Origin of the sequence: Egbenema bharatensis FJBBOT/2019, from assembly GCF_048077055.1 — a bacterium.
Taxonomy (GTDB): domain Bacteria; phylum Cyanobacteriota; class Cyanobacteriia; order Elainellales; family Elainellaceae; genus Egbenema; species Egbenema bharatensis.
On the sequence record NZ_CP182236.1, the window covers coordinates 4,074,619 to 4,099,925 of the forward strand.

17 protein-coding genes, 2 tRNA genes and 1 pseudogene are annotated in these 25,307 nt (G+C 50.9%); 11 read left to right on the forward strand and 9 right to left on the reverse strand.

What is annotated here, in order from left to right; genetic code table 11:
* Positions 1–34: 34 nt before the first annotated feature.
* Positions 35–1,027, forward strand: a complete 993-nt coding sequence (locus tag ACM1PF_RS18845; RefSeq protein WP_416666182.1) for a 2OG-Fe(II) oxygenase — start codon at positions 35–37, stop codon at positions 1,025–1,027.
* Positions 1,028–1,126: 99 nt separating this feature from the next.
* Here the strand turns inward: ACM1PF_RS18845 and ACM1PF_RS18850 are convergent, their stop codons facing one another.
* Entirely contained in the window at positions 1,127–4,138 is a 3,012-nt protein-coding gene (locus ACM1PF_RS18850; RefSeq protein ID WP_416666184.1) for a type I secretion C-terminal target domain-containing protein, read from the reverse strand.
* A gap of 98 nt (positions 4,139–4,236) precedes the next feature.
* On the reverse strand, positions 4,237–5,337 hold the full coding sequence (locus ACM1PF_RS18855) for a DUF4347 domain-containing protein (protein ID WP_416666186.1): 1,101 nt from the start codon (positions 5,335–5,337) through the stop codon (positions 4,237–4,239).
* Between the two features lie 790 nt (positions 5,338–6,127).
* Between ACM1PF_RS18855 and ACM1PF_RS18860 the strand changes: the two genes are divergently transcribed.
* Entirely contained in the window at positions 6,128–8,278 is a 2,151-nt protein-coding gene (locus ACM1PF_RS18860; protein ID WP_416666188.1) for an ATP-binding protein, read from the forward strand.
* Between the two features lie 12 nt (positions 8,279–8,290).
* Here ACM1PF_RS18860 and ACM1PF_RS18865 read toward each other — a convergent pair whose 3' ends face one another.
* Entirely contained in the window at positions 8,291–10,516 is a 2,226-nt protein-coding gene (locus ACM1PF_RS18865) for a GAF domain-containing sensor histidine kinase (RefSeq protein WP_416666190.1), read from the reverse strand.
* 248 nt (positions 10,517–10,764) lie between these two features.
* Between ACM1PF_RS18865 and ACM1PF_RS18870 the strand changes: the two genes are divergently transcribed.
* The 4 genes from ACM1PF_RS18870 to coaBC all read left to right on the forward strand — a co-directional run bounded on the left by ACM1PF_RS18870 (position 10,765) and on the right by coaBC (position 13,869).
* Positions 10,765–11,583, forward strand: coding sequence for a TIGR00297 family protein (locus ACM1PF_RS18870; protein ID WP_416666192.1), 819 nt, complete (start codon positions 10,765–10,767; stop codon positions 11,581–11,583).
* Between the two features lie 18 nt (positions 11,584–11,601).
* Positions 11,602–12,267, forward strand: coding sequence for an alpha/beta hydrolase (locus tag ACM1PF_RS18875; RefSeq protein ID WP_416666193.1), 666 nt, complete (start codon positions 11,602–11,604; stop codon positions 12,265–12,267).
* Between the two features lie 95 nt (positions 12,268–12,362).
* Positions 12,363–12,575, forward strand: a complete 213-nt coding sequence (locus ACM1PF_RS18880; protein WP_416666194.1) for a protein IsiD — start codon at positions 12,363–12,365, stop codon at positions 12,573–12,575.
* 64 nt (positions 12,576–12,639) lie between these two features.
* Positions 12,640–13,869: a bifunctional phosphopantothenoylcysteine decarboxylase/phosphopantothenate--cysteine ligase CoaBC gene (gene coaBC / locus ACM1PF_RS18885; protein ID WP_416666195.1), complete on the forward strand. Its 1,230-nt coding sequence runs from the start codon at positions 12,640–12,642 to the stop codon at positions 13,867–13,869.
* 159 nt (positions 13,870–14,028) lie between these two features.
* Here the strand turns inward: coaBC and ACM1PF_RS18890 are convergent, their stop codons facing one another.
* Both ACM1PF_RS18890 and ACM1PF_RS18895 read right to left on the reverse strand, forming a co-directional pair.
* Positions 14,029–15,231, reverse strand: coding sequence for a glycosyltransferase (locus ACM1PF_RS18890; RefSeq protein ID WP_416666197.1), 1,203 nt, complete (start codon positions 15,229–15,231; stop codon positions 14,029–14,031).
* A 375-nt stretch (positions 15,232–15,606) separates the two neighbouring features.
* Positions 15,607–16,743, reverse strand: a complete 1,137-nt coding sequence (locus ACM1PF_RS18895; protein WP_416666199.1) for a glycosyltransferase — start codon at positions 16,741–16,743, stop codon at positions 15,607–15,609.
* 760 nt (positions 16,744–17,503) lie between these two features.
* Between ACM1PF_RS18895 and ACM1PF_RS18900 the strand changes: the two genes are divergently transcribed.
* The 4 genes from ACM1PF_RS18900 (at position 17,504) to ACM1PF_RS18915 (ending at position 20,079) form a co-directional block, all read left to right on the forward strand.
* Positions 17,504–18,562 (forward strand): glycosyltransferase 61 family protein, encoded by a 1,059-nt coding sequence (locus ACM1PF_RS18900; RefSeq protein ID WP_416666201.1) that lies wholly within the window; start codon positions 17,504–17,506, stop codon positions 18,560–18,562.
* 68 nt (positions 18,563–18,630) lie between these two features.
* The gene (locus tag ACM1PF_RS18905; protein ID WP_416666202.1) at positions 18,631–19,764 is read left to right on the forward strand and encodes a hemolysin family protein; all 1,134 of its coding nucleotides are present in this window, start codon (positions 18,631–18,633) and stop codon (positions 19,762–19,764) included.
* Positions 19,765–19,832: 68 nt separating this feature from the next.
* Positions 19,833–19,914, forward strand: a tRNA-Tyr gene (locus tag ACM1PF_RS18910).
* Positions 19,915–20,007: 93 nt separating this feature from the next.
* Positions 20,008–20,079: transfer RNA gene (locus ACM1PF_RS18915), tRNA-Thr, on the forward strand.
* A 314-nt stretch (positions 20,080–20,393) separates the two neighbouring features.
* Here the strand turns inward: ACM1PF_RS18915 and ACM1PF_RS18920 are convergent.
* Positions 20,394–20,945, reverse strand: a complete 552-nt coding sequence (locus ACM1PF_RS18920; RefSeq protein ID WP_416666204.1) for a Uma2 family endonuclease — start codon at positions 20,943–20,945, stop codon at positions 20,394–20,396.
* A 716-nt stretch (positions 20,946–21,661) separates the two neighbouring features.
* Positions 21,662–21,883, reverse strand: a complete 222-nt coding sequence (locus ACM1PF_RS18925) for a helix-turn-helix domain-containing protein (protein WP_416666205.1) — start codon at positions 21,881–21,883, stop codon at positions 21,662–21,664.
* Positions 21,884–22,086: 203 nt separating this feature from the next.
* Here ACM1PF_RS18925 and ACM1PF_RS18930 point away from each other — a divergent pair, with 203 nt between their 5' ends.
* Complete coding sequence (locus ACM1PF_RS18930; RefSeq protein WP_416666207.1) at positions 22,087–22,284, forward strand: hypothetical protein; 198 nt, start codon at positions 22,087–22,089, stop codon at positions 22,282–22,284.
* Between the two features lie 402 nt (positions 22,285–22,686).
* Here ACM1PF_RS18930 and dxs read toward each other — a convergent pair.
* Both dxs and ACM1PF_RS18940 read right to left on the reverse strand, forming a co-directional pair.
* Positions 22,687–24,604, reverse strand: a pseudogene (dxs, locus tag ACM1PF_RS18935) (1-deoxy-D-xylulose-5-phosphate synthase).
* Positions 24,605–24,754: 150 nt separating this feature from the next.
* Complete coding sequence (locus ACM1PF_RS18940) at positions 24,755–25,306, reverse strand: antibiotic biosynthesis monooxygenase (protein ID WP_416666209.1); 552 nt, start codon at positions 25,304–25,306, stop codon at positions 24,755–24,757.
* Position 25,307 lies beyond the last annotated feature (1 nt).

Below are 25,307 nucleotides of genomic sequence, written 5' to 3' on the forward strand. Positions count from 1 at the left end.
ATCTGCACAAACAGCTCCCCCAGGTATATTTCCTATGGCAAGATCCCGTTCTAAAGTCAAACCCGCCAGGCGTTCAGCCTTTCCTGCCCATTCTGAGGCATCTCTGCCCGATTCTCCCCATACTCCCCCAGAGGTGATTCAACTCACCCTGCTGCTATCGGGTGGGCAGGATGTGACGCTGGCAGTCGAGCCAGATGATCCCTTAATTCAACAGTTTTATGAAGTTTTGCTGGATTGGGAAGGGAAACGCACCCGCCGCCTGTTTCAAATTCCCCTGGATCAAGGCCAAGCAATGCTGGCGTTCCCCTGCGATCGGTTGATTGGATTGGTGACAGACCCACCCCTGATCGTACAAACAACGGAAACTACCTCACCGCGATCGGTTAGGGTTCCAACCGCCCATGCCGCATTCCCCAATCCCGTCTCCACCGATCGGGATCCGCTGCGTTCCCGCTATATTCAACTGGAAAACTTCTTCACCCCTGACGAACATCGTCACCTGCTGGAGTACGTTTTGGCCCATCAAGCCGACTTTGTTTCCACCACTACCTCAACGGGAGCAGACAACTACCGAAAATCGGTGGTGCTCTATTCCTTCCCCGAATTTGCAGAACTGATCCAGCAGCGGATTCAGTCTGTATTTCCAGATGTGATTGCTAAGTTAGGGATTCCGCCCTTTTCCCTGGGCCAGATTGAATCGCAACTGACGGGGCACAACGACGGCAACTTCTACAAGATTCACAACGATAACGGTAGCCCAGACACCGCTACCCGCGAACTCACCTACGTCTACTACTTTCACCAGGAACCCAAGGCATTCTCTGGCGGTGAGCTAGTCATCTACGATAGCCAAATTCGTAACAATTACTATGTCAAGGCCGATACCTATCACACCGTAGAGCCGATCAACAACAGTATTGTCTTCTTTCTCAGCCGCTATATGCACGAAGTCCTGCCCATTCAATGTCCCTCCAGAGACTTTGCAGACAGTCGGTTTACTATCAACGGCTGGGTTCGTCGAGCCTAAAAAAACAGGGACGTAGACCCTACATCCCTGCAACTCCTCAAGTTTGATCCCATTAATCGGAAGAGGTTCACAATTCCCCCGATCTGGAAGGTTTGACCGTTATGCCGTAATCAGGTTGTTTGCTCCGATGCTATCCGCCTGAACCCCTAATAGCGTGATGAAGTTAATAAATCCATCTGCCTGATTGCCGTTGGTGTCCACCTGGATAATCGTATCTGCCCCTGCCTGCACGGCTTGAACGTAGGCAAACGGATTGGCGCGCTGGGCAAATTGGGCTCCAGCGAAGAGCGGTCTGAGGAACAGGTCATCCAGATCCACATCAAAGTCAGTGATCACATCACCGCCATGATTGAAGTTCCGGTAGACAAAGCGGTTGCTGCCGCCGCCACCCGATAGCACATCGTTTCCAGGTCCGCTGGTGATAGTGTCATTGCCGATCCCTCCGACGATCGTGTCATTGCCCGCACCGCCACTTAATCGGTTTCTGCCGCGAATGCCGTAGAGCACATCATCGCCTGCTCCACCTCGGAGGGTATCTCGACCCGCCCCAGCATACAGGATATCGTTGCCTGTGCCACCCACTAGCAAATCATTACCGATGCCCCCGAAGAGAACATTAGAACCCGCCGTTCCTCGCAGGGTATCGTTGCCCTGGTTGCCATAGAGCACATCGTTGTTGGCTCCACCCTCAATCAGGTCATTGCCTCGACCGCCAAAAATGGTGTCATTACCGGCCCGACCTCGCAGGGTATCATCGCCACGTCCCCCGGTAATCAGATCGTTCCCAGCACCGCCATCAATCCGATCGCGGCCTAAGCCACCATTGATCGTGTCATCACCAGAGTCACCAAACAGGCGATCGTTGCCCCGGTTGCCGTTGATCAGGTCATTCCCCGGACCGCCTCGAATCGTGTCATTACCAAGGCCACCCGCCAGGACATCATCGCCGGGGCCACCGCGAATCCGATCGTTGCCGCGACCTCCATTGATGGTGTCATTGCCCGTACCGCCATTGAGGCGATCGTTGCCCAAGCCACCCAGAATGAAGTCGTCGCCGCCATCACCGAAAATCCGATCGTTTCCTGAGCCACCCCGCAAAACATCGCCACACTCCAGACCGCGAATGGTGTCATTCCCGCGCCCGCCAATCAGAGTGTCACTGGCCGCAGTACCGATCAGCTCATTGTCGCCATCATCTCCCCGCTCAAAAATCCCCGGTGGACAAATTCCCGGATCGTCGGGATCCACTTCAATTCCCAATCCCACTGTGGCCACATTGGAAAGAACCCCGAAGTTGTCGGTGGCAAAGTAGGTAAAGGTGGCACCCGCGAAGTCACCGGCAGGCGGTACAAAGATCAGCTGATTGGCATCTTCGACACTGAGTTGTTCACCCAGGGTCACTAATCGTCCACCCTGCTCTGGATCACCGACAAACAGTTGCCCCTCAGCAGGCAAGGTCGCAATTACGATCGAGGTGATAAAGCCATCCGGATCCGAAGCCGGAATCACGCCCAGGGGCGCGTTCACGCCAGGAGTGACTGGAACGGTAAAGTTGGTGGCGATCGGCGGCAGGTTGTCCGTATCGCTGAGCGTCACCGTTGCCACATTGGAGAGAACCCCCAGATCATCCGTAGCAAAGTAGGTAAAGGTGGCTCCAGTGAATGCTGGCCCAGGCACGAAAAAGAGCTGATTGGCCTGATCCACGCTGAGTTGTTCACCCAGGGTCACCAGTCGTCCACCCTGGGCTGGATCTCCCAGGAATAGCTGCCCCTGATCGTCGGGGGGTAAGGTGGCAATGATGATCGAAGTGATAAATCCATCCGGATCGGCAGCCGGAATCGTTCCCAGAGGCGTGGTGATTCCAGGGAGCACCTGCACCGCCAAATCACTGGCAACGGGCGGTAGATTTTCATCGGAGAGCGTCACCGTTCCCACGTTAGACAGCAACCCATCGTCATCCGTGGCAAAGAAGGTGAAAGTTCCCCCCGTGAACCCAGCAATGGGCAGGAAGAAGAGTTGATTCGCATCGGCCACACTGAGCTGTTCACCCAGAATGACAGGTCGCCCACCCTGATTGGGATCGCCCACAAAAAGCTGTCCCTGATCGGGGGGTGGCAACGTGGCAATCACAATTGAAGTAATGACCCCATCGGCATCGGTGGCCGGAATTACCCCCAGAGGTGTTGCTTCAATAGCTGGGACTCTCACCGTCAGGTTATCGACAGCGGGTGGAATCAGCCCGTCGATGAGCAAAAATGAGATGTCCCCAACGTTGGATAAAACCCCCAGGTTATCCGTGGCAAAGTAAGAAACATTCGCTCCCGTAAAGCCTGCTGCGGGAACAAACACAAGTTGATTGGCATCGGCGGGGGAGAGTTGTTCACCCAATGTCACCGGGCGACCCCCCTGGGTTGGATCCCCCACAAACAGTTGACCCTGGGCAGCAGGTGGCAGGGTGGCAATCACGATCGTCGAAACCGTGCCATCGGGGTCAGCGACCGGAAGCGTTCCCAGAGCAGTACTCGTACCGGGAGCCACATTCACGCTCAGGTCATTGGCAAAGGGCGGCAGGTTGGGAGGACGGACTAAGCCGACTGAAGCAACATTGGACAACAGCCCGTCATTGTCCGTGGCAAAGTAGGTGAACCCACCCCCTGTAAAGTTGGGGCCAGCCACAAAGAAAAGCTGATCGCCCTGGGCAGCGGTTAATTGTTCCCCTAGAACGGCTGGACGACCCCCCGCCGTGGGATTCCCGACAAATAACTGACCCTCCCCAGGAGCAGGCAGGGTGGCAATCACGATCGAGGTGATAATGCCGTCCGGGTCAGAAACCGGAAGATCTCCAATAGGGATCGTCGCGCCCGGTTGCAGCGTTACGGTGACATCACCCGCGATCGGGTTGAGCGGTTCATCGACAAAGGTTTGAACGATCAGGTTCCGAATTTCATGGACGTTGGTTTGATCGCCGGTGCTGGCAGCAAAACCAAAGGTCACCGTTTCTGGAACAGCATCGATCAGGTCAACCAGGTTGACATTCTGTAACGCTGCTGGGGTCTCACCTGGCCCATCAAAATTGCCGTCCTGGTTCGCATCGATTTTGACCGATAGCATCCCACTGGGGGTGATTTCAATGACTACCGTGCGGAGAGCCGCCTCTCGATCGGTTGCGCCCGGGGCATCCAGCGAAAAGGGTAGCGAAGGGGTTCCCGTCAGATACTCATAGTTATTGGCTTCACTCCCTCGAATGGCGATCGCATTTGGCGTGAAGCCAGGCCCCCCACCCGACCCTCCGTTGGGTTGGAGAAGTTTCCAAAGGCATCAAAGCCAATGCCAAGGAAACCGCCTTGCAGTCCCGGAACGTTGGTAGGAGCAGTTCTTTGCGCGTATCCCAGCGATCCACCGAATGCCCCTGCTTCCGTGGGTGCATTCGCGCCGTCAGCCAGGAAGAAGCTGATTCCATCTGCCCCAGTCCCGCCGTACATGAAGAAATCAAAGGAGATGATCAGACCCCGATTCGATTGAATCGGCTGATCGTACAGGACGTAGGCAGCTTGATCGTTCAGGACGTTTGTGAGCCGCAGTACCCCCTGACCAGGCTGATCAACGGCAGGGAAGGGAGGAGTGCCTGGATTGCCCCGTAGCCCACCCTCAGGAGGAGTGATCGTTTCCCGTGCCGTCAAGAAAGGGTTCAGTCGATCCGGGTTTTCAGGATCATCGACACCAAAAATCCACTCCTTCGGCGTAACATCCGCTCCCGTGAAGGTTTCCCGCAAGAACACGACCGCTTCTTGCAAGACATGGGGATAAGCCTCCATCGCTGCCTGGGGAAAGGCATAGGGAGTCTTTAGTACTCCTGTCGTAAATCCTAAATTCCAGCTTCCACCTAACTTTTTACTCCCGACCAGGTTGGTGGATGCTGCGATCGTTGCGCCGGTTAGTTGACTTAACTGTTCTACAAAGGCTTGCCCCGTAGCTCCCGCAGCGACTTTACAGCTATACAGCAAAATATCTGCCTGCCGAGCGATCGAATGCGTCCACTGCTGAATTTGAGCCGCGTACGTCTTCAGGTTTGCCAGGTTCAGTTGAACTTTTCCAAGTTTCAGCCCTCCCGGCTCACCGTGAGCAAGAATGTGAAGACTTGTTAAACCAGACTGTGTGGCAAGCGCATCCGTGATCTGTTGTACCCCGTCTTGTTCGGTGTCAAGAATTAACACCTCGTAGCTGACTGAGATGCAATCAATCAGGCTCCGGTAGTCATTGACCCTTGGATCAACGACGACCAGCTCTTTGGGAGGGTAGAAGGCATTCATGGCTAGGTATCCCTATGCGTGCAAATACTTAGTAGTTAGAAGATTCGGTCAAGTGCAGATTTCAAGATGCAAAAACGGTTTGCGAAGCCGTTGAAAAGGTTTTTTAGGCGGAGCGACTTAACCAGTAGAAAACCGTATATTCCCTGACGCTAAAAACTTTAAAGTCAAATTTATCACGAAAACACTGAGATTTATCAGTAGCTTCAGTATTCTTACATAGAGCTTATTAGGATCAGCCCAAACTGTAAGCAAAAACTGATCGGAATGCAAGGGGCTATTGACAGATTTCAGGAAGTAGTCTTAAGTATTTATGCAGCTATCTTGATTAATCGCCGCACAATAGAGAGCTATTAGACAATAGAAAAAGCTTTTCTAGAATTCAAGTCATAATGGGTTCCAATTCCCTGGTTTTTGCCAAAAATGTAGCAGATTCTCTAAATTTTCCTTTCGTTAATAATATACGAAGTTTTACTGAGAACGCATTAGTTTATTTGTACTATATCGAATTGAGAGGGATTGAAGTCAGGGGCTCAGTCGAAGGATTCCAGGAATTGACACAGGAATTGACACAGGAATCTATGCGGAACTTTGGATCAAACCGTAGATTGGATCGTCAATTTCAAACTTTGCCATTTTATTGAGCGGTATGATCTAGAAACATTCCCGCCTCTGTTTAGTGCATTCCTGTTTAGTCCATTTAGATCCTCCTAGAGATAGTAGACAAGAGAGCATTCATCCTCTATCTCCTGATAAAGCCCCTGATCCTTCTCAGTTTTCCGAGCCAACTTCTATGCCAGACATGATCCCACTGGACACCTGGAACTTCTTTTTCGCTGCAAGTCCATTTATTCCCCACGGCCACTGTTACCTTTGGAAACCAGATTTAGTCTGGCTGCATCTTGTATCCGATGCGTTGACCGCTCTGGCCTACTATTCGATTCCGGTTACACTCTTCTACTTTGTCAAGAAGCGAGCTGATCTCCCGTTCAACTGGATTTTTCTGATGTTCTGCGCGTTCATTGTGGCGTGTGGTACAACCCACCTGATGTCTATCTGGACTCTCTGGCATCCCAGCTATTGGCTATCTGGAACCATCAAAGCTGGGACGGCAGCCGTTTCCCTGTTTACGGCGATCGAGCTGGTTGTGATTATGCCAGGGGCACTGGCGTTGCCGAGTCCGGCTCAGTTAGAGCAGGCCAATCAGGAGTTGCAAGCTCAAATTGCCGAACGAATCAAAGCTGAGGCAACGTTAAAAACTTACCAAACTCAGCTAGAACAGCGGGTTGCCGAACGAACGGCTCAACTGGAAGCCTCGAATCAGTGCATGGAAGAGTTACTGGTGCGAGAGCAGGAAGCCCGGCAGCAAGCTGAAACCGCCAAACAGGAAATTCAGCACTACACCGATCGCCTGACACTAGCTCTCGATGCCGCCAAGATGGGGTCATGGGATTGGGATTTGCAGACGGATACCCTGTTTTGGACACCTATCCATGAAGCAATCTTTGGGTATGAACCGGGAAAGCCAGAGCGGAGTTATGAGGATTGGGCCAGTCGCATTCACCCGGATGACTTACCCAGGGTAGAGGCTACCATTCAATCAGCCCTGACTAACCGCGAAGACTTTGATTGTAACTATCGACTGCTGCTACCAGACGACACCCTGCGATGGGTTGATGCCCTGGGACGGGGTTATTACGATGCCACAGGAAAGGCAGTGCGCATGACTGGCATGATTCAGGACATTACGAGTCGCAAACTGTTTGAAGAATCTCTGAAACGCAGTGAGGAAACCGCACGACAACAGCTTGTAGAAATTGAAGCAATCTACGCCAGTGCGCCGATCGGGCTTTGCGTGTTGGATCGAGAATTTCGGTTTATTCGTATCAATGACGCTCTTGCACAAATTAATGGTTTGCCCGCATCCGCCCATTTGGGTAAGCGGGTTCATGAGATTCTGCCAGAATTGGGGCAAGTTCAACAACCGCATTTTGAAGCGGTGATTACTACTGGCGAACCTGTACTGAATGTTGAGGTGAAGGGTATGACTCCGAGTCAGCCTGAGGTGGAACGCCATTGGCTGGTGAGCTATTACCCGTTAAAGAAATCGAGTGGAGAAGTACTGGGGATCAACATTACAACCCAAGAAATTACCGATCGAAAGATTGCTGAACAATCATTACAGGAACGAGCAAATGAACTCACACAGGTAAATGCGATCCTGGCTCGAACTACTACACTACTGAAAAATCGTAACCAGGAATTGGATCAATTTGCCTATGTTGTTTCCCATGACTTAAAAGCACCTCTGCGGGCGATCGCCAATCTTTCAGAATGGATGGAGGAAGATTTAGGACAGCAACTGCCTGAGGAAAACAAACATCAATTACAACTGATGCGAAAACGAGTTTACCGCATGGAGGATTTAATCAACGGACTCCTGGACTACTCCAGAATCGGTAGACGTGAGGTTAGTATTGAATTCGTCAGTGTTCAGGAGTTGCTCAATGAGGTGATTGATTCCCTGGCACCCCCTTCAACTGTGGCGATCGACATCGTATCAGAACTGCCCACTTTCCCAGCTCGACGGTTGCTGCTAAATCAGGTATTTTCCAACTTAATCAGCAATGCCGTCAAACATCACGACAGCCCCAATGCCCATATCTGGATTGGCTGTAAAGAGCAGAATGAATTTTACGAATTCACAGTTACTGATGATGGGCCGGGCATTGACCCGCAGTTTCACATGAAAGTGTTTACGATTTTCCAGACCTTGCGCTCCCGCGATGACCAGGAAAACACAGGGGTTGGGCTGTCGATCGTCCAGAAGATTATCGACACTGAAGGCGGTACCATTCAAATTGAATCTGCTTTAGGAGAGGGAACCACCTTTCGGTTTACCTGGCGAAAGCATCCCAGGAGCGCAATTACGGACATAGACTAACCCCCTTCTGACTCACAGCCTGCTGGTTTGTATCGGTTGCACGGGTTGCACGGGTTGCACGGGTTGCACAGGCTGCACAGGAATTTCAATGATGAATTCTGCCCCTTGTCCCGGAGCTGAAATGCACCGTAACTGACCACCATGCTTTTCTGTAATAATCTGATGGCTGATGGATAACCCCAACCCTGTTCCCTTGCCTACTGCTTTCGTAGTAAAGAAAGGATCAAATAAATGGCGGCGCGTTTCTTCCGTCATCCCTGAACCATTATCCTGAATCCGAATGGTGACCCATTCTGAGTTTAGTTGTTCGGTTTGAATCCGAATGGTGGGCGGTTCCGATCGCCCCAAACTGGACTGGGCAAAGTGCTGATCTTCCAGAGCATCGATCGCATTCCCAATCAGATTCATAAACACCTGATTGAGCTGTCCCACGTAGCATTCAATCAGCGGAATATCACCGTAGTCTTTGATCAGGTCAATCTCCAAACTCGTAGACTTATTTTTCAGGCGATGCTGCAAAATGAGGACTGTACTGTCTAGCCCTTCATGAATATCAATTAACTTTACCTCCGCCTGATCAACCCGCGAGAAATTGCGCAGGGACAACACAATCTGACGAATGCGATCGGCTCCTACCCGCATCGAAGCCAGGGTTTTAGGAAAGTCTTCTTCCAGAAAATCCAGATCAATTTCTTCTGCCTTAGACTGTACCTGTATTCCCGGATTGGGGCAATACCGTTGATAGAGCTGCACCAGTTCCAATAAATCCCTGGCATAACTGGTAACGTGCGTCAGATTCCCGTAGATAAAGTTCACAGGATTATTAATTTCATGGGCTACTCCCGCCACCAACTGCCCCAGACTCGACATCTTTTCGGTTTGAATCAGTTGTGCCTGGGCTTTCTGCAAATTCTCTAAGGTTTGGGACAATTCTGCCGTCCGTTCTGCCACCTGACGCTCCAGATCCAGATTGAAGCGTTGTACCTGCCGATACAGTCGATGTTGCTCGATCGCCAGGGAAAATTGCCGTCCCACTGCTTTCGCCAAGCTGATTTCACTCTTTGTCCACAGACGCGCCTGCCCACTTTTCGACTCACACCAGGCCGCAAAAGACGATCGTGGGTAAAGCTGTCGGTCATCTGAGTCAAATTGGCCTGCCCAGAGCGTGGTGGTTTCAATTTCATCCCGAAACACGCTCAGGTAGCCAGTCAACTGCTGCCGAATTTGCAACGGTACAATCAATACACTGCGGATTGGGGTAGCGCGAAAGGCCGCCTGAAATGGTTGAAACGCCGGAATTTGATACAGGTCAGAAATAGCCCAGGGACGCAGGGTTGTCTGGGTTTGAAACGGCTCTGACCAGGCAGAATATTGCTCCAGGTACTTCGGAGTCTGCGATTCCAGGAAAACAGGTTGAGTTCCCCAGGTATATAGCTCACTGTCTACCTCGATCGGACAAGCGATGTCTTCAGTCCGCATTGAAAAGGTGTTGGAGATGATAAAAAGCCGTCCCCCTGACCCATGAAAAGCCGCGATCGTCGCCTCCAGAGCGGACTGTAATTCGATTGATGGCGAAGAATGGAGTAGCGCAGTAATGTGGTTGATTGTGCTTTGGCGATCGGCTCGCTCACAGGTCTGACGCAGCAATTCAGCCTGAGTAATGGCAACCGATAATTGCTCAACGACCAACTGAACCGCGTACAGCAATTCCGCAGAAAAAGCCTTCGTCTCCGCATGGTGGGAAACTAACAATCCCCAAAGCCGCTCCTGGTGAATAATTGGCACTACTAGGGAAGATTGAACTCCCATTGCCGTCAAATATTCAGCATGGCAAGGGTCAAGCGGCCGATAGTGAATGCCGTCTGAGTCTGCCTTGGGGTCTAGAGGATAGGGCAAACTTTGACCAATCCGCCCCGCAACTACATCGACCACCGATCGCACCTGAGACTTGACAAAGACTTCGCGGGCGTGGGGAGGAATGTCATCGGCAGGAAAACTAAGTCCCATCAACGACGGCAGGCGATCGGCTTGAATCGATTCTGCAATCACTCGGCCGCTCTCATCGGGATGAAACTGATAAATCATCACCCGATCGGTTCCCAATACTGAGCGAACTTCGGTAGCAGTGGTATCTAAAATTTCTTGTAAATCCAGGGATTGCCGAATGCGATTAGTAATCCGACGCAACAAACTTTCTCGATCAAGGCTGGGATGATTTGGAGACGACGAACAGGTCATACGCGCAACAAGGAGTCTTTGATTTAGTTAGTTTTCCCAGTATTTAAATGTAATCTACACTACTCAAGGAAAATTAATGTCTGGTTGCAATTCGTAGAAAAGTGACGCAATTCCTGAAGGAAAGGGTATCTTGAAACCAGAATAGGCTGTGTCTTAGGGACACGGTTCTCCTTTCTCTCGCTCAAGCTCTCCCCATAAGCCCTCTGTCAAGCAAATCTGTCAAGCAAATCTGTCAAGCAAACAAGTTCATGTCTATTCCAATCGAAGTGCTCGATGTGCTCATGCCCTGGCTGATTGCGATCGGCTTGAATTCGCTCCTGTTCGCCGTTGCCTGGTTTGTCCCCAAAAAGCTGCTGACTCCGTCGGGGCTGCTGCACGCCTGGGTGCTGGGCATCATCATTTGGGGCACGCTGGGCTGGCGCGGCTATACGGTGATGATGTTCTACTTCCTGGTGGGATCGGCGGTCACGCGGTTGGGTCAGGCAGAAAAAGAAGCAGCTGGCATTGCAGAAAAGCGATCGGGAGCCAGGGGCCCGGAGAATGTTTGGGGATCGGCGCTCACTGCGACCATCTGCGCTCTGGTCGCTTACGTGGCTGCCACCCTTGGCTCGGTCTGGACACCAGAATTGATCATTCTTGCGCTGGTAGGCTACGTCGCCAGTCTCAGCACCAAACTCTCGGATACCTGCGCCAGTGAAGTGGGTAAAGCCTACGGCAAACGCACCTTCCTGATCACGACGTTTCAACCGGTTGAGCGGGGCACTGAGGGAGCGGTGAGTCTGGAAGGGACTCTGGCTGGCGTGGTTGGTTCTGCGGCGATCGCTTCAGTCGGTTGGGGGGTAGGTCTGATTGGTACGATCGGTGTGGCAGTTTGCCTGGTTGCAGCATTTATTGCCACGAACCTGGAAAGTGTCATTGGTGCAACGTTACAGGGCAAATATGAGTGGTTGACGAACGAAATGGTTAATGTCGTCAATACCCTTATTGGAGCTGGGGTGGCGATCGGCTTATCTTTACTGATTCAAGTCCTGGCCTATCAATCCTTCCTGGCGCATTCAGTCAGTTAAACTTTATTTTCTGGATCCATGTCTCTGCAAGCGATTTCTACCCTACCCAAAAGCGAAACGGTTCAAGGGCTGATTGTCATCCTTCACGGTTGGGGAGCCAATGCCCAGGATGTGGCAGCCCTGGCTTCCTTTCTGGATCTGCCAAACTACCAGTTTCTGTTTCCTGATGCGCCCTTTCCCTTTCCCCACGCCCCCGCCGGACGCATGTGGTACAACTTTCCCGAAAGCGATGGAGCGATGGGGAGTCCTGCATTTTATGAACAACCGGAACTGGTCGAAAGCCGAAATCAACTAACGAAATGGCTCCTATCCCTGGAGCAATCTACCGGCATCCCATTAGAACGGACTATCCTGGGTGGCTTTTCTCAGGGAGGGGCGATGACGCTGGATGTGGGACTGACCTTGCCTCTGGCGGCTCTTATGGTTCTGAGCGGCTACCTTCATGCCCCTTCCCGGATTCTTGAGCAGTCCAGCACTTCCTCTCCCATTTTGATAGTGCACGGTCGCCAGGATCAGGTGGTTCCCCTGGCCGCTTCGCATCAAGCGCGGGACGGCTTACTGGCCCTGAAGCGATCGGTGCAGTACCACGAATTGGACATGGGACATGAAATTCCGCCGATCGTATTAGGTCTGATGCAAAGTTTTATAGAAGAAAGCAGATTTTTGCCCGATTCATCGGCATGACCACTATAGGATAGAGGTAGGCAGAATCTACCGTGCTGTGTCGATCGGCACGATACAGGTAGTCCAATCCAGATGTGCCGAAGGAGGGGGAACTGATGAAGACATTGCACTTTTCTGAGCTAGATGTGGCTAAAGTCACTGAAAAGGAAGTGGCTGACCTGGCCCAACGGCTGGAGCGAGATGACTACACCAGTCCGTTTGAAGGACTGGAAGACTGGCATTTTTTGCGGGCGATCGCCTTTCAGCGCCCAGAAATGGTAGAACCCTATGTTTATCTGCTGGATCTTGAAGCGTACGATGAAGCCTAGCATTAAAACCGCCAGAACCTGAAGCCAAAGCCCGAACGAGTCATACCCTGCCCCAACCCAACGTATGCTTCACTCCAAGCGCATTCTGATTGGCATTAGCGGCGGGATTGCCTCCTATAAGGTCTGCGAAGTGGTTTCAACCCTGGCAAAGGCTGGGGCAGACGTGCGAGTGATTTTGACTGAGGGCGCAACACAGTTTATTTCACCCCTGACTTTTGCTACCCTGAGTCGTCATCCCGCCTATACCGATCGCAGTTTTTGGCAGCCGGATCACCACCGTCCGCTCCATATTGAACTGGGAGAATGGGCGGAGGTTTTTCTGATTGCCCCACTCACCGCAAATACGCTGGCCAAGTTAACCTACGGTCTGGCGGATAATTTATTGACCAATACGGTATTAGCCTCTGCCTGTCCTGTCTTGCTGGCTCCAGCCATGAACACTGAAATGTGGCAGCAATCCACCGTTCAGCGCAACTGGCAGCAGATCAAGACCGATTCCCGTTACCACATTCTGAGTCCCGGAGCAGGCATTCTGGCGTGCGATCGAGTCGGCACCGGTCGGATGGCAGAACCCCCAGAAATCCTGGCCTATTTGCAGTCCCTCCTCTACACAAACGGCAAGCGGGACTTACAGGGCAAACGAATCCTCATTAGCACGGGGGGAACCCGCGAACATTTTGATCCAGTGCGGTTTATCGGCAATCCATCCACCGGAAAAATGGGGATCGCCCTGGCCCAGGCGGCGATTCATCGAGGCGCAACGGTGACGCTGGTTCATGCTCCCGTCCAGGCAGAATTGCTGGCAGTCCTACCATCTGTACAACTGATTCCCACCATCACTGCCGATGAAATGCACCAGGCGATGTTGTCCTACAGCCCGGAAGCCGATTGGATCATCATGGCCGCTGCTGTCGCAGATGTCCGTCCCGCTAAGGTTCATCCAGAAAAATTACCCAAACGATCGCTACCCGACTCCCTGCCCCTCGCCCCGGTTCCCGATATCGTGGCAGACCTGAGCCAGCGCAAACAGCCTCATCAACGCCTGATCGGGTTTGCAGCTCAAACGGGTGATATCTTACCCCCCGCCCAGGAAAAACTGCAACGCAAAAGATTAGATGCGATCGTGGCAAATCCGATCGATCAGCCCAACAGTGGTTTTGGCAGTGACCAGAATCAGGCGATTTTCCTGAATGCCCAGGGGCATCAAGTTCGCATTCCCCCTTGCAGTAAGCTGCACTTAGCCCATCAGCTTTTTGAGTTTGTTCAGGCTGAGTCCATTCACAGAGGAGCGTGAAAGAGGAGCGTGGATTCAATGACCTGTCAATCATTCTGACTGTCTGACTGGGCGGGCAAGACTTCGGCTTGAGCTCAGTCGAAACGCTGCCCACCCCACAAGAATTTCAGATGATTCACCTTGCATTCCTGAGTCAGTTTTGAGCCAATGGAGATGGGTTTATGCTTCAGTCGCAAATGCCTGACCCAGTGAAGCTGCATCATCTGGAGTGGGTAACTGCAACTTGTGATCTGGATCTCGATCGGTAATAATTCTTGGACCGTACTCAATTCCATGAACATATTGCTTTTGGAACTGTTTGTGCGCCCTGATTTTCCAGAAATACTGAAGCGGACGAACCACCTGCTTTTGTAAGGGGGACTGTTTGAGCCACTGTTCGTATCCTTCAGCGATGGGGCCCGCCAGTAAATTACGCCACCTCAAGGTACTGAGATCAGGGGTGAACTCCTGGGCGCGACGGAAACCGTTTTCAATCATGGCCAAATACAGCTTCGGATTTTCCTTGAGATGACGCAACGCTGCGATCGCCTCTTCCGGTGTACAAACTTCGATGTAGTCTAAGCTGGAACGGCGTAATCTTTGGTAGGAAGGCTCAGGACTGAGTAATGCTGGACATCCAGCCATCCAGGCGTTGATCAACTTAATGGCAGGCTTAAGGTTAATGTCATACTTCGTCGAGTTCCGAACGGCCAGCACCGCATCCGCCGTCTCAAAATTAGCCCAATTTTCAAAGGCTTTAGGAGATTCTCCGGTATTCATCACCAACTGAATCCCCATTGCCTGAAGTTCTGCTAAAAACTCAGGCGATCGGAACGGTTCCAGAAGGTTATAGTCCTCACCTTTGAAGACCAAATTTTGTAGTGTAGTTCCTCTAGATTGGTTTCTAGGTTGCAGGTTGGGTTGAGGTCGGTGAGGCATAAAGTGGTTTTCTTTACCGTCAGCCTTGGAACGGTTTAACACCACCCGCTGATTGCATAAGGCAGGACGTGGCGAATCGTGATAACAGGCCACTACATAGCTCTTATATAACCAATCCTTGGGCTGCAAAAAGTAGTATGGGATGAAGCAAATTTGTCCGGGAACCGGGGCCGAGACTAAATGAACATTCAACCCACACCGTTTCAGGTCAATATAAGTTTGAGCAGACCAGATATCGTTGGTATGGTCACATCGGGCATAGAGAGACTCAATGGGAAACGCCTCAGGATCATTCAGGAACTTTGGATGATCGATTAAGTCCTGCCACTTCGGGTTTTTACTGACGAAGTAAACGGGATAGGGCAAAGGCTCCAGGGGTTGGAGGGTTGCTGTCAGATAAGGGCTTTGGCTAAAAGACATGAGCGTTTCGCTAACTTGATTCATAACGATTAAACCGTCCAACGAAATAGTGAATTAGGGGCAGTCCTTGTCAATAGGAACTGTCTGTTGTATCCGGGAATATTAAGAAAACAGTGGCAATGCAACAGGGTAATCAGCCAGGAAATTTTAAAGTTCCCAACCTCAAATAGAGCTTCTAGCTGATGGCAGCCAAGGCAAAATATCAGGTGAAGTGACCGGATGAATGCTGCTGAAGATGACTGGGTAGACGAAGCAGGTTTAGACCAATCAGCGGAGTGTATTCCAGTTTTTCATTTGCACGACAAATGGCCCACTGGCAGGCAAGATACCTGCACTATAGCAATCGATCCATTTGCATCAGTGGGATACTCCCAATCAGCGGTTCTAATTACTGATCGTTTAAACAATTGGCAGAGAAGCCATATTTGAAAGTTCGGTTGGAGCATCAGAGCGGGATTGAATCAGTTGTTCGATCTTACGAACAAACTGATTTTGCTTAAAGTAGTTCATATATGCTTGACGAGCATTACGAACAATCTCATTTGCCTCATCTGGATGCTGCAAATAATAGCGGCACTTCTCTTCCAGGTCAGAATAGTCCCATCTTACCGGAACATAGGTTTCGCCAGGACTAAAGATATTGGGTTCAACCTCGATATGCTCCACAGAGGGTTTAATCAGTAAGCAACCGTAACAAACTGCTTCGTAGTCTCGCCAGGTAATTTCGCCCCAGCCAAAGGGACTGACAGCAATCCGGCTGCGCTTGATGTCACGGAAATACTGACGGGAGGAAACCTTCTTCCGCTCTCCAGTGTAATCGCCACTAACAGAAAGCTGATAGTCCGGAGCCAACTGGTTCAGAATGTCGATCGCCACTTTTCGGTGCTGACCGTACCATTCCAGATTATTTCTTGGGCCGTAAGAAACATGACAGAACACGTCAATATCGCGCTTTCTCCAACGTTCCCAGGGCATTGCTGGACGGAACAGGGAGTCTTTAAATTTTTTAGTAACAGTGAGAAACCACCCCGTTTCAATCCGGTGCTCATATCCCTCAGGCACCTTAGAGCCAACGTGCCAGTCCTTTAAGTCGTATCCTTGCTCGCGGGCGAGGGTATCAGTCAGCACTGTTCCACCCAGGAGCGAGGCTTTGTACTGGGTGACATCCTTGAGGCACTGGTACTTTAAGAAGCGATCGACATAGGGTAAAACTCCGAAAAAGCGGCTACTGGTTTGGTCAAACGGATCAATAAAAATGACTAAAGCATTTGGGTGCTTTATCCTTAATTCTTTCATCACCCGCTCAACGTCGCCAGCATCCTCTTGCCAGGCAGGACGCACGAAAAATATATCAGCCTCAGCCCGTTGATAGGCGGCTTCAATTTCTGCTAATGTACTGGCTTCGATAAATTGTAATTTTAGACCTAACTGATACTGCAATTGCTGACGATTATCCGAAAACGGATAAAGCTGTGCAGGGGGAATGTTGTCAGCGTGCTTACAGAATTTTGCGTTTCCAATAACAACTGCCTTCATACGCTGTCCTAGACAAATGACAAAAAGTGAACCGACTCCTACCGATGATCAACAGGTTACGCTGGTTTGGGGGCAATACTTCATCAGCGAAAACTGCCAGGACTGCCCAGTTTGAAGGAAATACCAGGTTGAACACTTCAAAGAGTGGGCATTAACCCAGTAGCCCCCTTTCCTGGTCAATAGAACCGTCTTTCAACAGCCTGGCTCAAACAAACGTTCGATCGGTTTCCCTGATCAGGAGATGCAGATGCTGCCTGGACGCAGATAAACCTGATTTCGTTTTAGAGCATCCATCCAGGTGAGAAGTGCGGAATAGCGATTTCTTGATCCAGCACTGCAAAATGTTACCCAGATACTGATTGCGCCTTTGGTTTGGCTTCAGGAGCAGAAGACTTCAAACTCGCAATCTGGATGATCACCTTGGTAGAACCGCAACTTTAGGGCTTACTGTTATTTCTACTGCTTTCGGTATAGGGATTTCAAGGGGCTAGAGCATAGAGTTGATAAAGATAAGAAAGGTTTGATTAAGTACGGATGAAGCATTCATCTGCCAGTCCGGCAGCAGATTCCAATGAGCTACGATCGCGTGATTGGGGCTGGGTTTGTAGTCTCCTGCATCCAACCCTCTAATTCGCCAATGCTGAGGAATGACGCATTTCAAAGCTCCTCAGGTTTTGGGAGTTAAGGGTTGAGGGAAATACAGGGAATGGAACTCCCAAACCATTGGAACCTGATATTGTAAAGCTTTATTCAGTCAAGAATGGGTGTTGTGTTTAATCATTATTTCGTTAAACAGAAGATCCAGCAGGTACTAACGGGGCGACAAAGTTATCAACAGGTCAGCGATCGATCGTGGATACTGCATCCTGAGACAAGACGTACTCATCCGCCTGCCATCTACCTGGAGGGTGATCTGGACAAGATTAAGGGACTGGCTCCTTTTGGTTCCTACGAAATTATATTCAGCCAGATTCAGGGCGGATCGCAAGTCCATGATGCCACGATCGCCTATTGTCTTCGGAATGCACGGTTGATTCAGGGACATCTGTATAAGGGCGGTTATCATCATTCCTTAGCTGAAGCCCCGCATAAACTCTGGGTAAATGAACCCGAACAGCATTTTCTCCAGGCTTCCCTGGCTTGCACCTGGGTGGGGAATAAATGGTTTGGGGATTGGATGCTTTGTGATGTACCGCTCACTCTGGTAGCGCAGACGGTTGCTCCCCCCGTCAGAACGGTGCGTCCTCCTTACCGGGATGAGCCAGGATATCGCCAGCTCTTTCAGCTCCACAGTACCCCCGTTTCCCACGCCCATTTTGATGAAATTTTTATCATTGACGATCGCGGTCAAAATGACTATATGCGGGAACGCCATGCTTCATTGCGATCGCTCCTGCGTTCTGCCTATCCCCTCTCTCCCCACTCCAAAGTCATGCTGAAGCGAGGCAGCGATGGGGAGACCCGCCCAATCAAAAATGCAGCGGCGGTTGAAGCTTTTCTGATGCGTCAGGGTTTTGCGATTGTTGAACCCGCTAAACTTGCGCCAGAGGAAATTGTGCAGCAGGTTTTGGGGGCGCAGTTAGTTCTGGGAGTGGAGGGCAGCCAGCTCACCCATGCCCTGTACACGATCGCTGATGGAGGCACACTTTTAACCCTTCAGCCGCCTCGTCGGTTTAATAGTGTTTTGAAGATTTTCACCGACTGCATGGATCTTAACTTCGCGCTTTTCCTGGGAGATATCGCCGATAATGGCTTCACGATTGACATTGAACGACTGGCAAAATTGCTGGATAAAATTGAATCAGTCACAGGGCGTTGATGCAAAGACTATCCTCCAAGATAGGACTCGCTGCACCTCTCCCTTCACATCACCTTTAATCTTAACTTGTGATTTCCCTACCTGTTTCACTCCAATCCCTGACGATCGCTCAAGTTCGCCCCCTACTGGGCCAAGTCTGGATTGATGTAAGTGTGTTGCTTCTGATGCTCTCTCTGTCCGCTTTTTTTTCTGGCTCAGAAACCGCCATCACTGCACTGGATAACCTGAAGCTCAGGGCCTTAATTAAAGAACAGGGCGATCGGGGACGGCTCTTTTCCCTGGTTTTAGAAAAACGAGCCAGATTTATTACAACCCTGCTGGTTGGGAATAACCTGGTCAATAACTTCTCCGCGATTTTAACCAGCAATCTATTTGCTCTGTGGCTGGGTACCAACGAAGGAGTTTTCTTGGCCACCCTGTTCATTACGGTTCTAGTCCTGATCTTTGGTGAGATCACGCCCAAATCCCTGGCCATCAATAACGTTCTGCCATTTTTTCAGTTCTCGGTACGTCCGATCTACTGGCTATCGCGCCTGTTTTCCTGGTTCGGCATCACCTATTTTCTGGAGATGATCGCCCAAACTGCGATTCGGCTGTTTCAGGCAGGGGCTGTACAGCAAGGCGAGTCCGTGCAGGATCTTCAGTTGATGATTGAGGTCTTGAGTGGTAAAGGCCAGCTTGATCTCGACAAACGCCAACTGCTAAACAAAGCCCTGATGCTGGATAGCCTTCAGGCCCACGATGTGGTGAAGCCAAGGGTGGACATGCGAACGATCTCCCATGAAGCATCATTACAGGATTTAGTTGATTTATGCCTGCAAACGGGCTATTCCCGGATTCCGGTGCAGGAGGAGTCCAAAGATGAAATTATCGGCATTGTCCACCTGAAACGGGTTCTCCAGGAGTTAAAAGTCTTGCGAGAGGCAGGTGATACTGATGCGCGGGTGACGCGGGCGATGGAACCTCCCGTCTTTGTTCCAGAAGTCAAGCGGGTTGCCGACTTACTCAAAGAAATGCTGCAACAGCGATTACATTTGGCGATCGTTGTGGATGAATACGGCGGCACTGTGGGGTTAGTGACTCTGGAAGACATCCTGGAGGAGTTGGTGGGAGAGATCTACGATGAAAGCGATTTTCCCTCTCGAATGCGCTTAAACCGGGGGCGTACCTTAGGAAATTTTCGCCAGTTGGGACGCAGCTAAAAAAAATCCTGGAAAAACTTCCCAGGTTGTCACCTCGTTATGCTACTATCAATATCCGTGGGAAGGGCGGGTCGGTGCCCGAGTGGTTAATGGGGGTGGACTGTAAATCCACTGGCTATGCCTACGCTGGTTCGAATCCAGCCCGGCCCATCCACGCAGATGTTTTAGATTGCGGATTTTGGATTTTAGAATGGAACTAATTTTAGAATCCAAAATCGCAACTCTAAAGCCCGAAATTATACTGCCCGTGTGGCTCAGTGGTAGAGCACACCCTTGGTAAGGGTGAGGTCGCGAGTTCAATCCTCGCCACGGGCTTTTTGTTCGTATGTTTTGTCCATTGTCAGGTAGATTGGCTCAATGTTACCGAGCGTTGTGTCTCCGTCCAAATCGATCGTCTGACCGCTGGAGTCTCAGGCAAGGTTGCCCTATCGATCGCGGGTGTTGCACCAGGCCTCAAGTCAGTCCTGACCGCGCTGTTCTTGGTTGCTAACTTTGAGGGGAATGATGACTGGAAGCGACATCATGATTCGTGACGTTGTTCCAACCGATCGACCTGTACTGATGCAATTAATGCGGCGATCGTTTCCCTGGTTGATTCATCCCTGTTTGCGGGGCGATGAGGAGCATCATTACTTAATCAAACTCCGGGGCCAGATGCTAGAGACTTCCATTTCCCAGCCAGGTAAGAGTTCGGGCACGGTGAAGCGATCGCCATTGTGCAAAATGGTGGGGTCTGTCTGGTTGCGGTGAACTTCGATCGTCTGGGTGCGATAATCCACCAGTGCGCCCACCGTCGTACCCAGGTCTAGAAACTGCCGAATTTTGGCTCTGAGTTGGTTCAGGTCATCAGTTTTGCAGCGTACCTCGAAGATGAGTTCGGGAACCAGGTTGGCATAATCTTCAGTGGTGCGTTTGAGCCGTTCTGCTTTGACAAAGGAAGCATCTGGAGCGCGAACGTCTTCCTCCCGATTGGGCAGTTTGAAGCCTGCACTGGATGCCGTCACCCGTCCAAGCTTGCGCGGTCGTACCCAATTCCGCAGTTGGGCAACAATCTCAGCGGCAATTTCATCGGATTCAAAACCAGATGGACTCATGACAATAATGGCTCCATCCACCAGTTCTAAGCGGTAATCGGGGTGTTGTTGCTGAAACCGTTTCAGGTCTTCGACGGTGAGGGGCATGGGATTCTCCTACATGGTCTTGGGCATGGTCTTGGGCATGGTCACCTTTGGCGGTATGGGTAGAAGCGATCGTTCACATTCGAGTTTACTTCGAGTTCGCACTTGTGTTCACGTCTGCGGTTGTATTTGCGGTGAATCTGCCAACAGTCCTGTAAACCGTAAAGGAACTTTAGAGGTAATTTAAAAGTCTTACTATGGACAACAAGATGATTTAGATCCCCCTAAATCCCTCTTAATCAGGGGAACTTTGAGTCCGGTTCCCCCTTTTTTAAGCTACCGTGCACACAGATCTTGGCTGAGAGGCTCAAACCCTGATAGATCCCCCTAAATCCCCCTTAAAAAGGGGGACTTCTAATCCGGTTCCCTTCTTTTTAAGGAGGGTTAGGGAGGATCAAACCCAGTCGTGGCTAGAGCAGATGACTTGTGTGTACACCGTAGCTTTTTTAAGGGGGATTAGGGGGGATCAACAGATGCTTAAAATCAACACAGACCACTGTTCAAACATCCTCTCAGCCTATAGCGTAACTCAGCAACCCTTAGCTGGTGCAAGATCCCTTTCGAGAACAGAAGTCATTGAGGCGATCGTCGTCTGCTTCGTGTCTATTTTGTTGACTGGGCGGGCAAGACTTCGGCTTGAGCTCAGTCGAAACGCTGCCCACCCCACAAGAAGTTGGGGTTTTAATCTTGTCGAATTCTTTTTCGTTAACCGATCGCCCCTACTTCTGATCCGATCGATCGGGCGTGTATTCAATCAAGTCAGAGGGTGTGCATTCCAAGTATTTGCAAAGAGAATCGAGAGTATCTCCATTAATTCGAGGCATCTTATCCTGGTTTTTAAGATATGAGATTGCATTGGGGTGAAGTCCCATAAGCTCTGCTAGACGTATATTTTTCATACGTTGTCTAGCCATAACCTCTCTCAATCGCCAACGAATCACCAAGTTTAATCCCTAACATCACAACACGTCTCTCTTCTTGCCAAAATTTCCAGGATCATGATCTCCAAGGGAAAATACTCAAGCTGATCATGATTTCACACGATTAGATTGTGTGATATATTCAAAATCAATACACCAGCGCAGAGGAATGATAGCCGCAACGCACTGGTGAAGATTTAATTTGCAATGGAGACAGAATAATTATGACCTATGGCGATCGTCTTAGGCGATGGGTTGTTGTGCGATTGTTGCCCAAAATGCAGCGTGTCGATGTTGCCCGGTTCTATCATTGCTCCGATGCAGAAGGCTATGTTCAGGTTTTACGACAACTCGATCCAGAGCATCAATATGAAGTGATGTTTGATCCAGGTGAACCAGAGGGCGATCGAAGTGAGGAGTGAGGAGTCAGAAGTCAGAAGTCAGAAGTCAGGAGTGAGAACTCTTGTGGGGTGGGCATCTTGCCCGCCCAGTTAACAAATCGGCTAACACAAGAGAATTCGATAATATTAAAACCCTAACTTCTTGTGGGGTGGGCAGCGTTTCGACTGAGCTCAAGCCGAAGTCTTGCCCGCCCAGTCTGGCTGGAGGCAGCATCTCCTCAAATTCCACCCGTAAACTGAATCGGCAATCCCCCAAACTTAGAGAAGCATCAAGTCCTCTAAATTCAGGGGATGCAGGGGTAGTTAATCTCAAATGGTTGACGGCAGTTCAGACTTGATTGCAGAAAAGGCGATCGTCTGTTGATTGCCAGGGCAGGTCAGAGGCAAACCAGATGCCTGCGCTACGGATGACCTCAATCAAAATTAAACTGCATTTTGTTCAGGAACTGCGATCGGCTCCAGGTTGAAGGCGCGGCGAATCCGTTCTGCCATTTGATCGGGGGTTAACTCTAGGCCACCTTCGACTCATCCGGTTTGGCATGATCCACCAGCACATCGGGAATTCCAATCCGAGTGACTGGAATCATCATCCCATGCTCCATCAAGGATTCCATCACCGCTGTACCAAAGCCGCCGATGACACAACCTTCTTCCAGCGTCACCACCCGCTTGATTCGCTGCGCCAGAGGTAGAATTAACTCCGTATCCAACGGCTTGGCAAATCGAGCATTCACCACCGTTGCCTCAATGCCATGCTCACTGAGGATTTCTGCCGTTTGCATCGCTGGATGCACCATCGAGCCATAGCCCAACAGCAGCACATCATCCCCATTTCGCAGAATCTCTGCCTTCCCAATCGGCAACGGTTCCCAGCCTTCCTCCATCAACGGCACACCATAGCCATTGCCGCGCGGATAACGCATAGCGATCGCCCCATCGGTGTACTCAATGCCCGTCACCAGCATCCGTTGCAGTTCGCCTTCATCCTTCGGAGCCATCAGCACCATGTTGGGAACGCAGCGTAGATAGGCAATATCGTACATCCCCTGGTGAGTTGGGCCGTCCGCTCCTACAATACCGGCGCGATCGAGGCAGAAGAACACAGGGAGGTTCTGAATACAAACATCGTGAATAATCTGGTCGTAGGCCCGTTGCAGGAAGGTGGAGTAGATCGCCACGACGGGACGCATGCCTTCACAGGCAAGTCCGGCAGCCAAAGTGACCGCGTGTTGTTCGGCAATCCCCACATCAACATACTGCTTGGGTAACTTCTGCTGAAGCTTATCTAACCCAGTTCCCGTGGACATGGCCGCCGTAATACCAACAATTTTGGGATTGTTCTCCGCCAGTTTAGTCAGGGTGTGCCCAAAAACCTTGGAATAGCCCGGAGGTTTGGGGGTGCTGGAGGGCTTAGGTTTACCCGTTGCCAGATTGAAGGGGGATTGAGCATGATAGCCCACCTGATCCGCCTCAGCGATCGCATAGCCCTTCCCTTTCACCGTAGAGACATGAACCAGCACGGGCCGGGAATCTTGTGCGCCTGAGTGAACGTGGCAATCAATTCTTCCAAACTGTGGCCATCGACGGGCCCCATGTAAGTGAAGCCCAACTCTTCAAACACTGCGCCCACTTTAGAAACTGCCAGCCGCTTCATCCCCTCCTTAATCCGCTGGAGTTCGGGAGGTAACGTCCCGCCGACAAAGGGCAAATGCTTGAACTGCTCCTCCAGGTTATCGCTGAGGAATTGCATCGGTGGGCTGAGCCGCATTTTGTTCAAATGGCGCGACAAGGCTCCCACGTTTGGCGAGATCGACATTTCATTGTCATTCAGCACCACCAGCAGATTAGTCTTCGGCAAATGTCCGGCATGGTTGATCGCTTCCAGGGCCATTCCTCCCGTCAGGGCCCCATCCCCAATCACCGAAACCACTTTGTACTTTTCACCCTGCAAATCCCGCGCCAAGGCCATACCCAGCCCCGCCGAAATACTGGTGGATGCATGACCCGCCCCAAAGTGATCAAACTTGCTTTCGCATCGCTTCAAATATCCCGCCACACCATCCTTCTGCCGCAGGGTATGAAACTGGTTGTAGCGTCCGGTAATCAGCTTGTGGGGATAGGCCTGATGGCCCACGTCCCAGATCACCTTGTCATGATCCAGATCGAGGGTCTGATACAACCCCAAGGTCAGTTCAACAACTCCCAAGCCTGGCCCCAGATGCCCACCACTGGCTGCAACGGTTTCTAGATGCTTTTCCCGAATCTGTCGCGCAATTTGCTTCAGTTGATGAACCGTTAGCCCGTGCAGTTGGTTGGGATGGGTAATTTCACTCAGATGCATATAGAGCAGATACCTCTCAAATCTTAAATCGGCTATATCTTATTTTTTCACTGTAAGTCAATCCGGGTAGTAGATTAACGTTACTTGTGGGAATGATAAGGAATTCTTTTAGTCTCAACTGGTGATGGTTTACGTCAGTTTACTCTGTGTTTAAGGGCCTGGATAGAGCCACGGAGCAAATAACCGAGCCACCTGGGGCATCACAAGGTAGGTCAGCAAACCAACCATAAGGCCACAAATAATGAGTGAGGCGATCCACACCGGAAAAGCTTGTAGGAAGGGAGTAATGAATCGGTTTAGTAGGTTAATTAATCCGTACACTGCCCCCCAAGTGAGGAGTGCCATCTTATGTCGGGGGGGTGGTTTTACTGCTTGCCCAGGAAGGGAGAACCATGCCTCAACCCCATCAAGCTGCTGAATTTGCGGTGCGGAGAGCACCATAGAACTGGCTTGAGTGAGCCAATATTGCCGATCGCAGGAGGTCATCCAGATTTTCAGGTTTTCATAACTATCAAACCGAAACACGATTACATATTCTGGGCGAACCCCTGCCTGAGGGCGAATAATATGGGTGCCCAGGTAGCCAGGATAGGTGCTGGCCACCTGAGTGATATTGCTAATCCAGGTTTCGTAGTCAGATGTTCGCGCTGGTTTGACCCGTTGAGCCACAACGACAGTGACCGGTTCCTTCGGGCTTCCCATT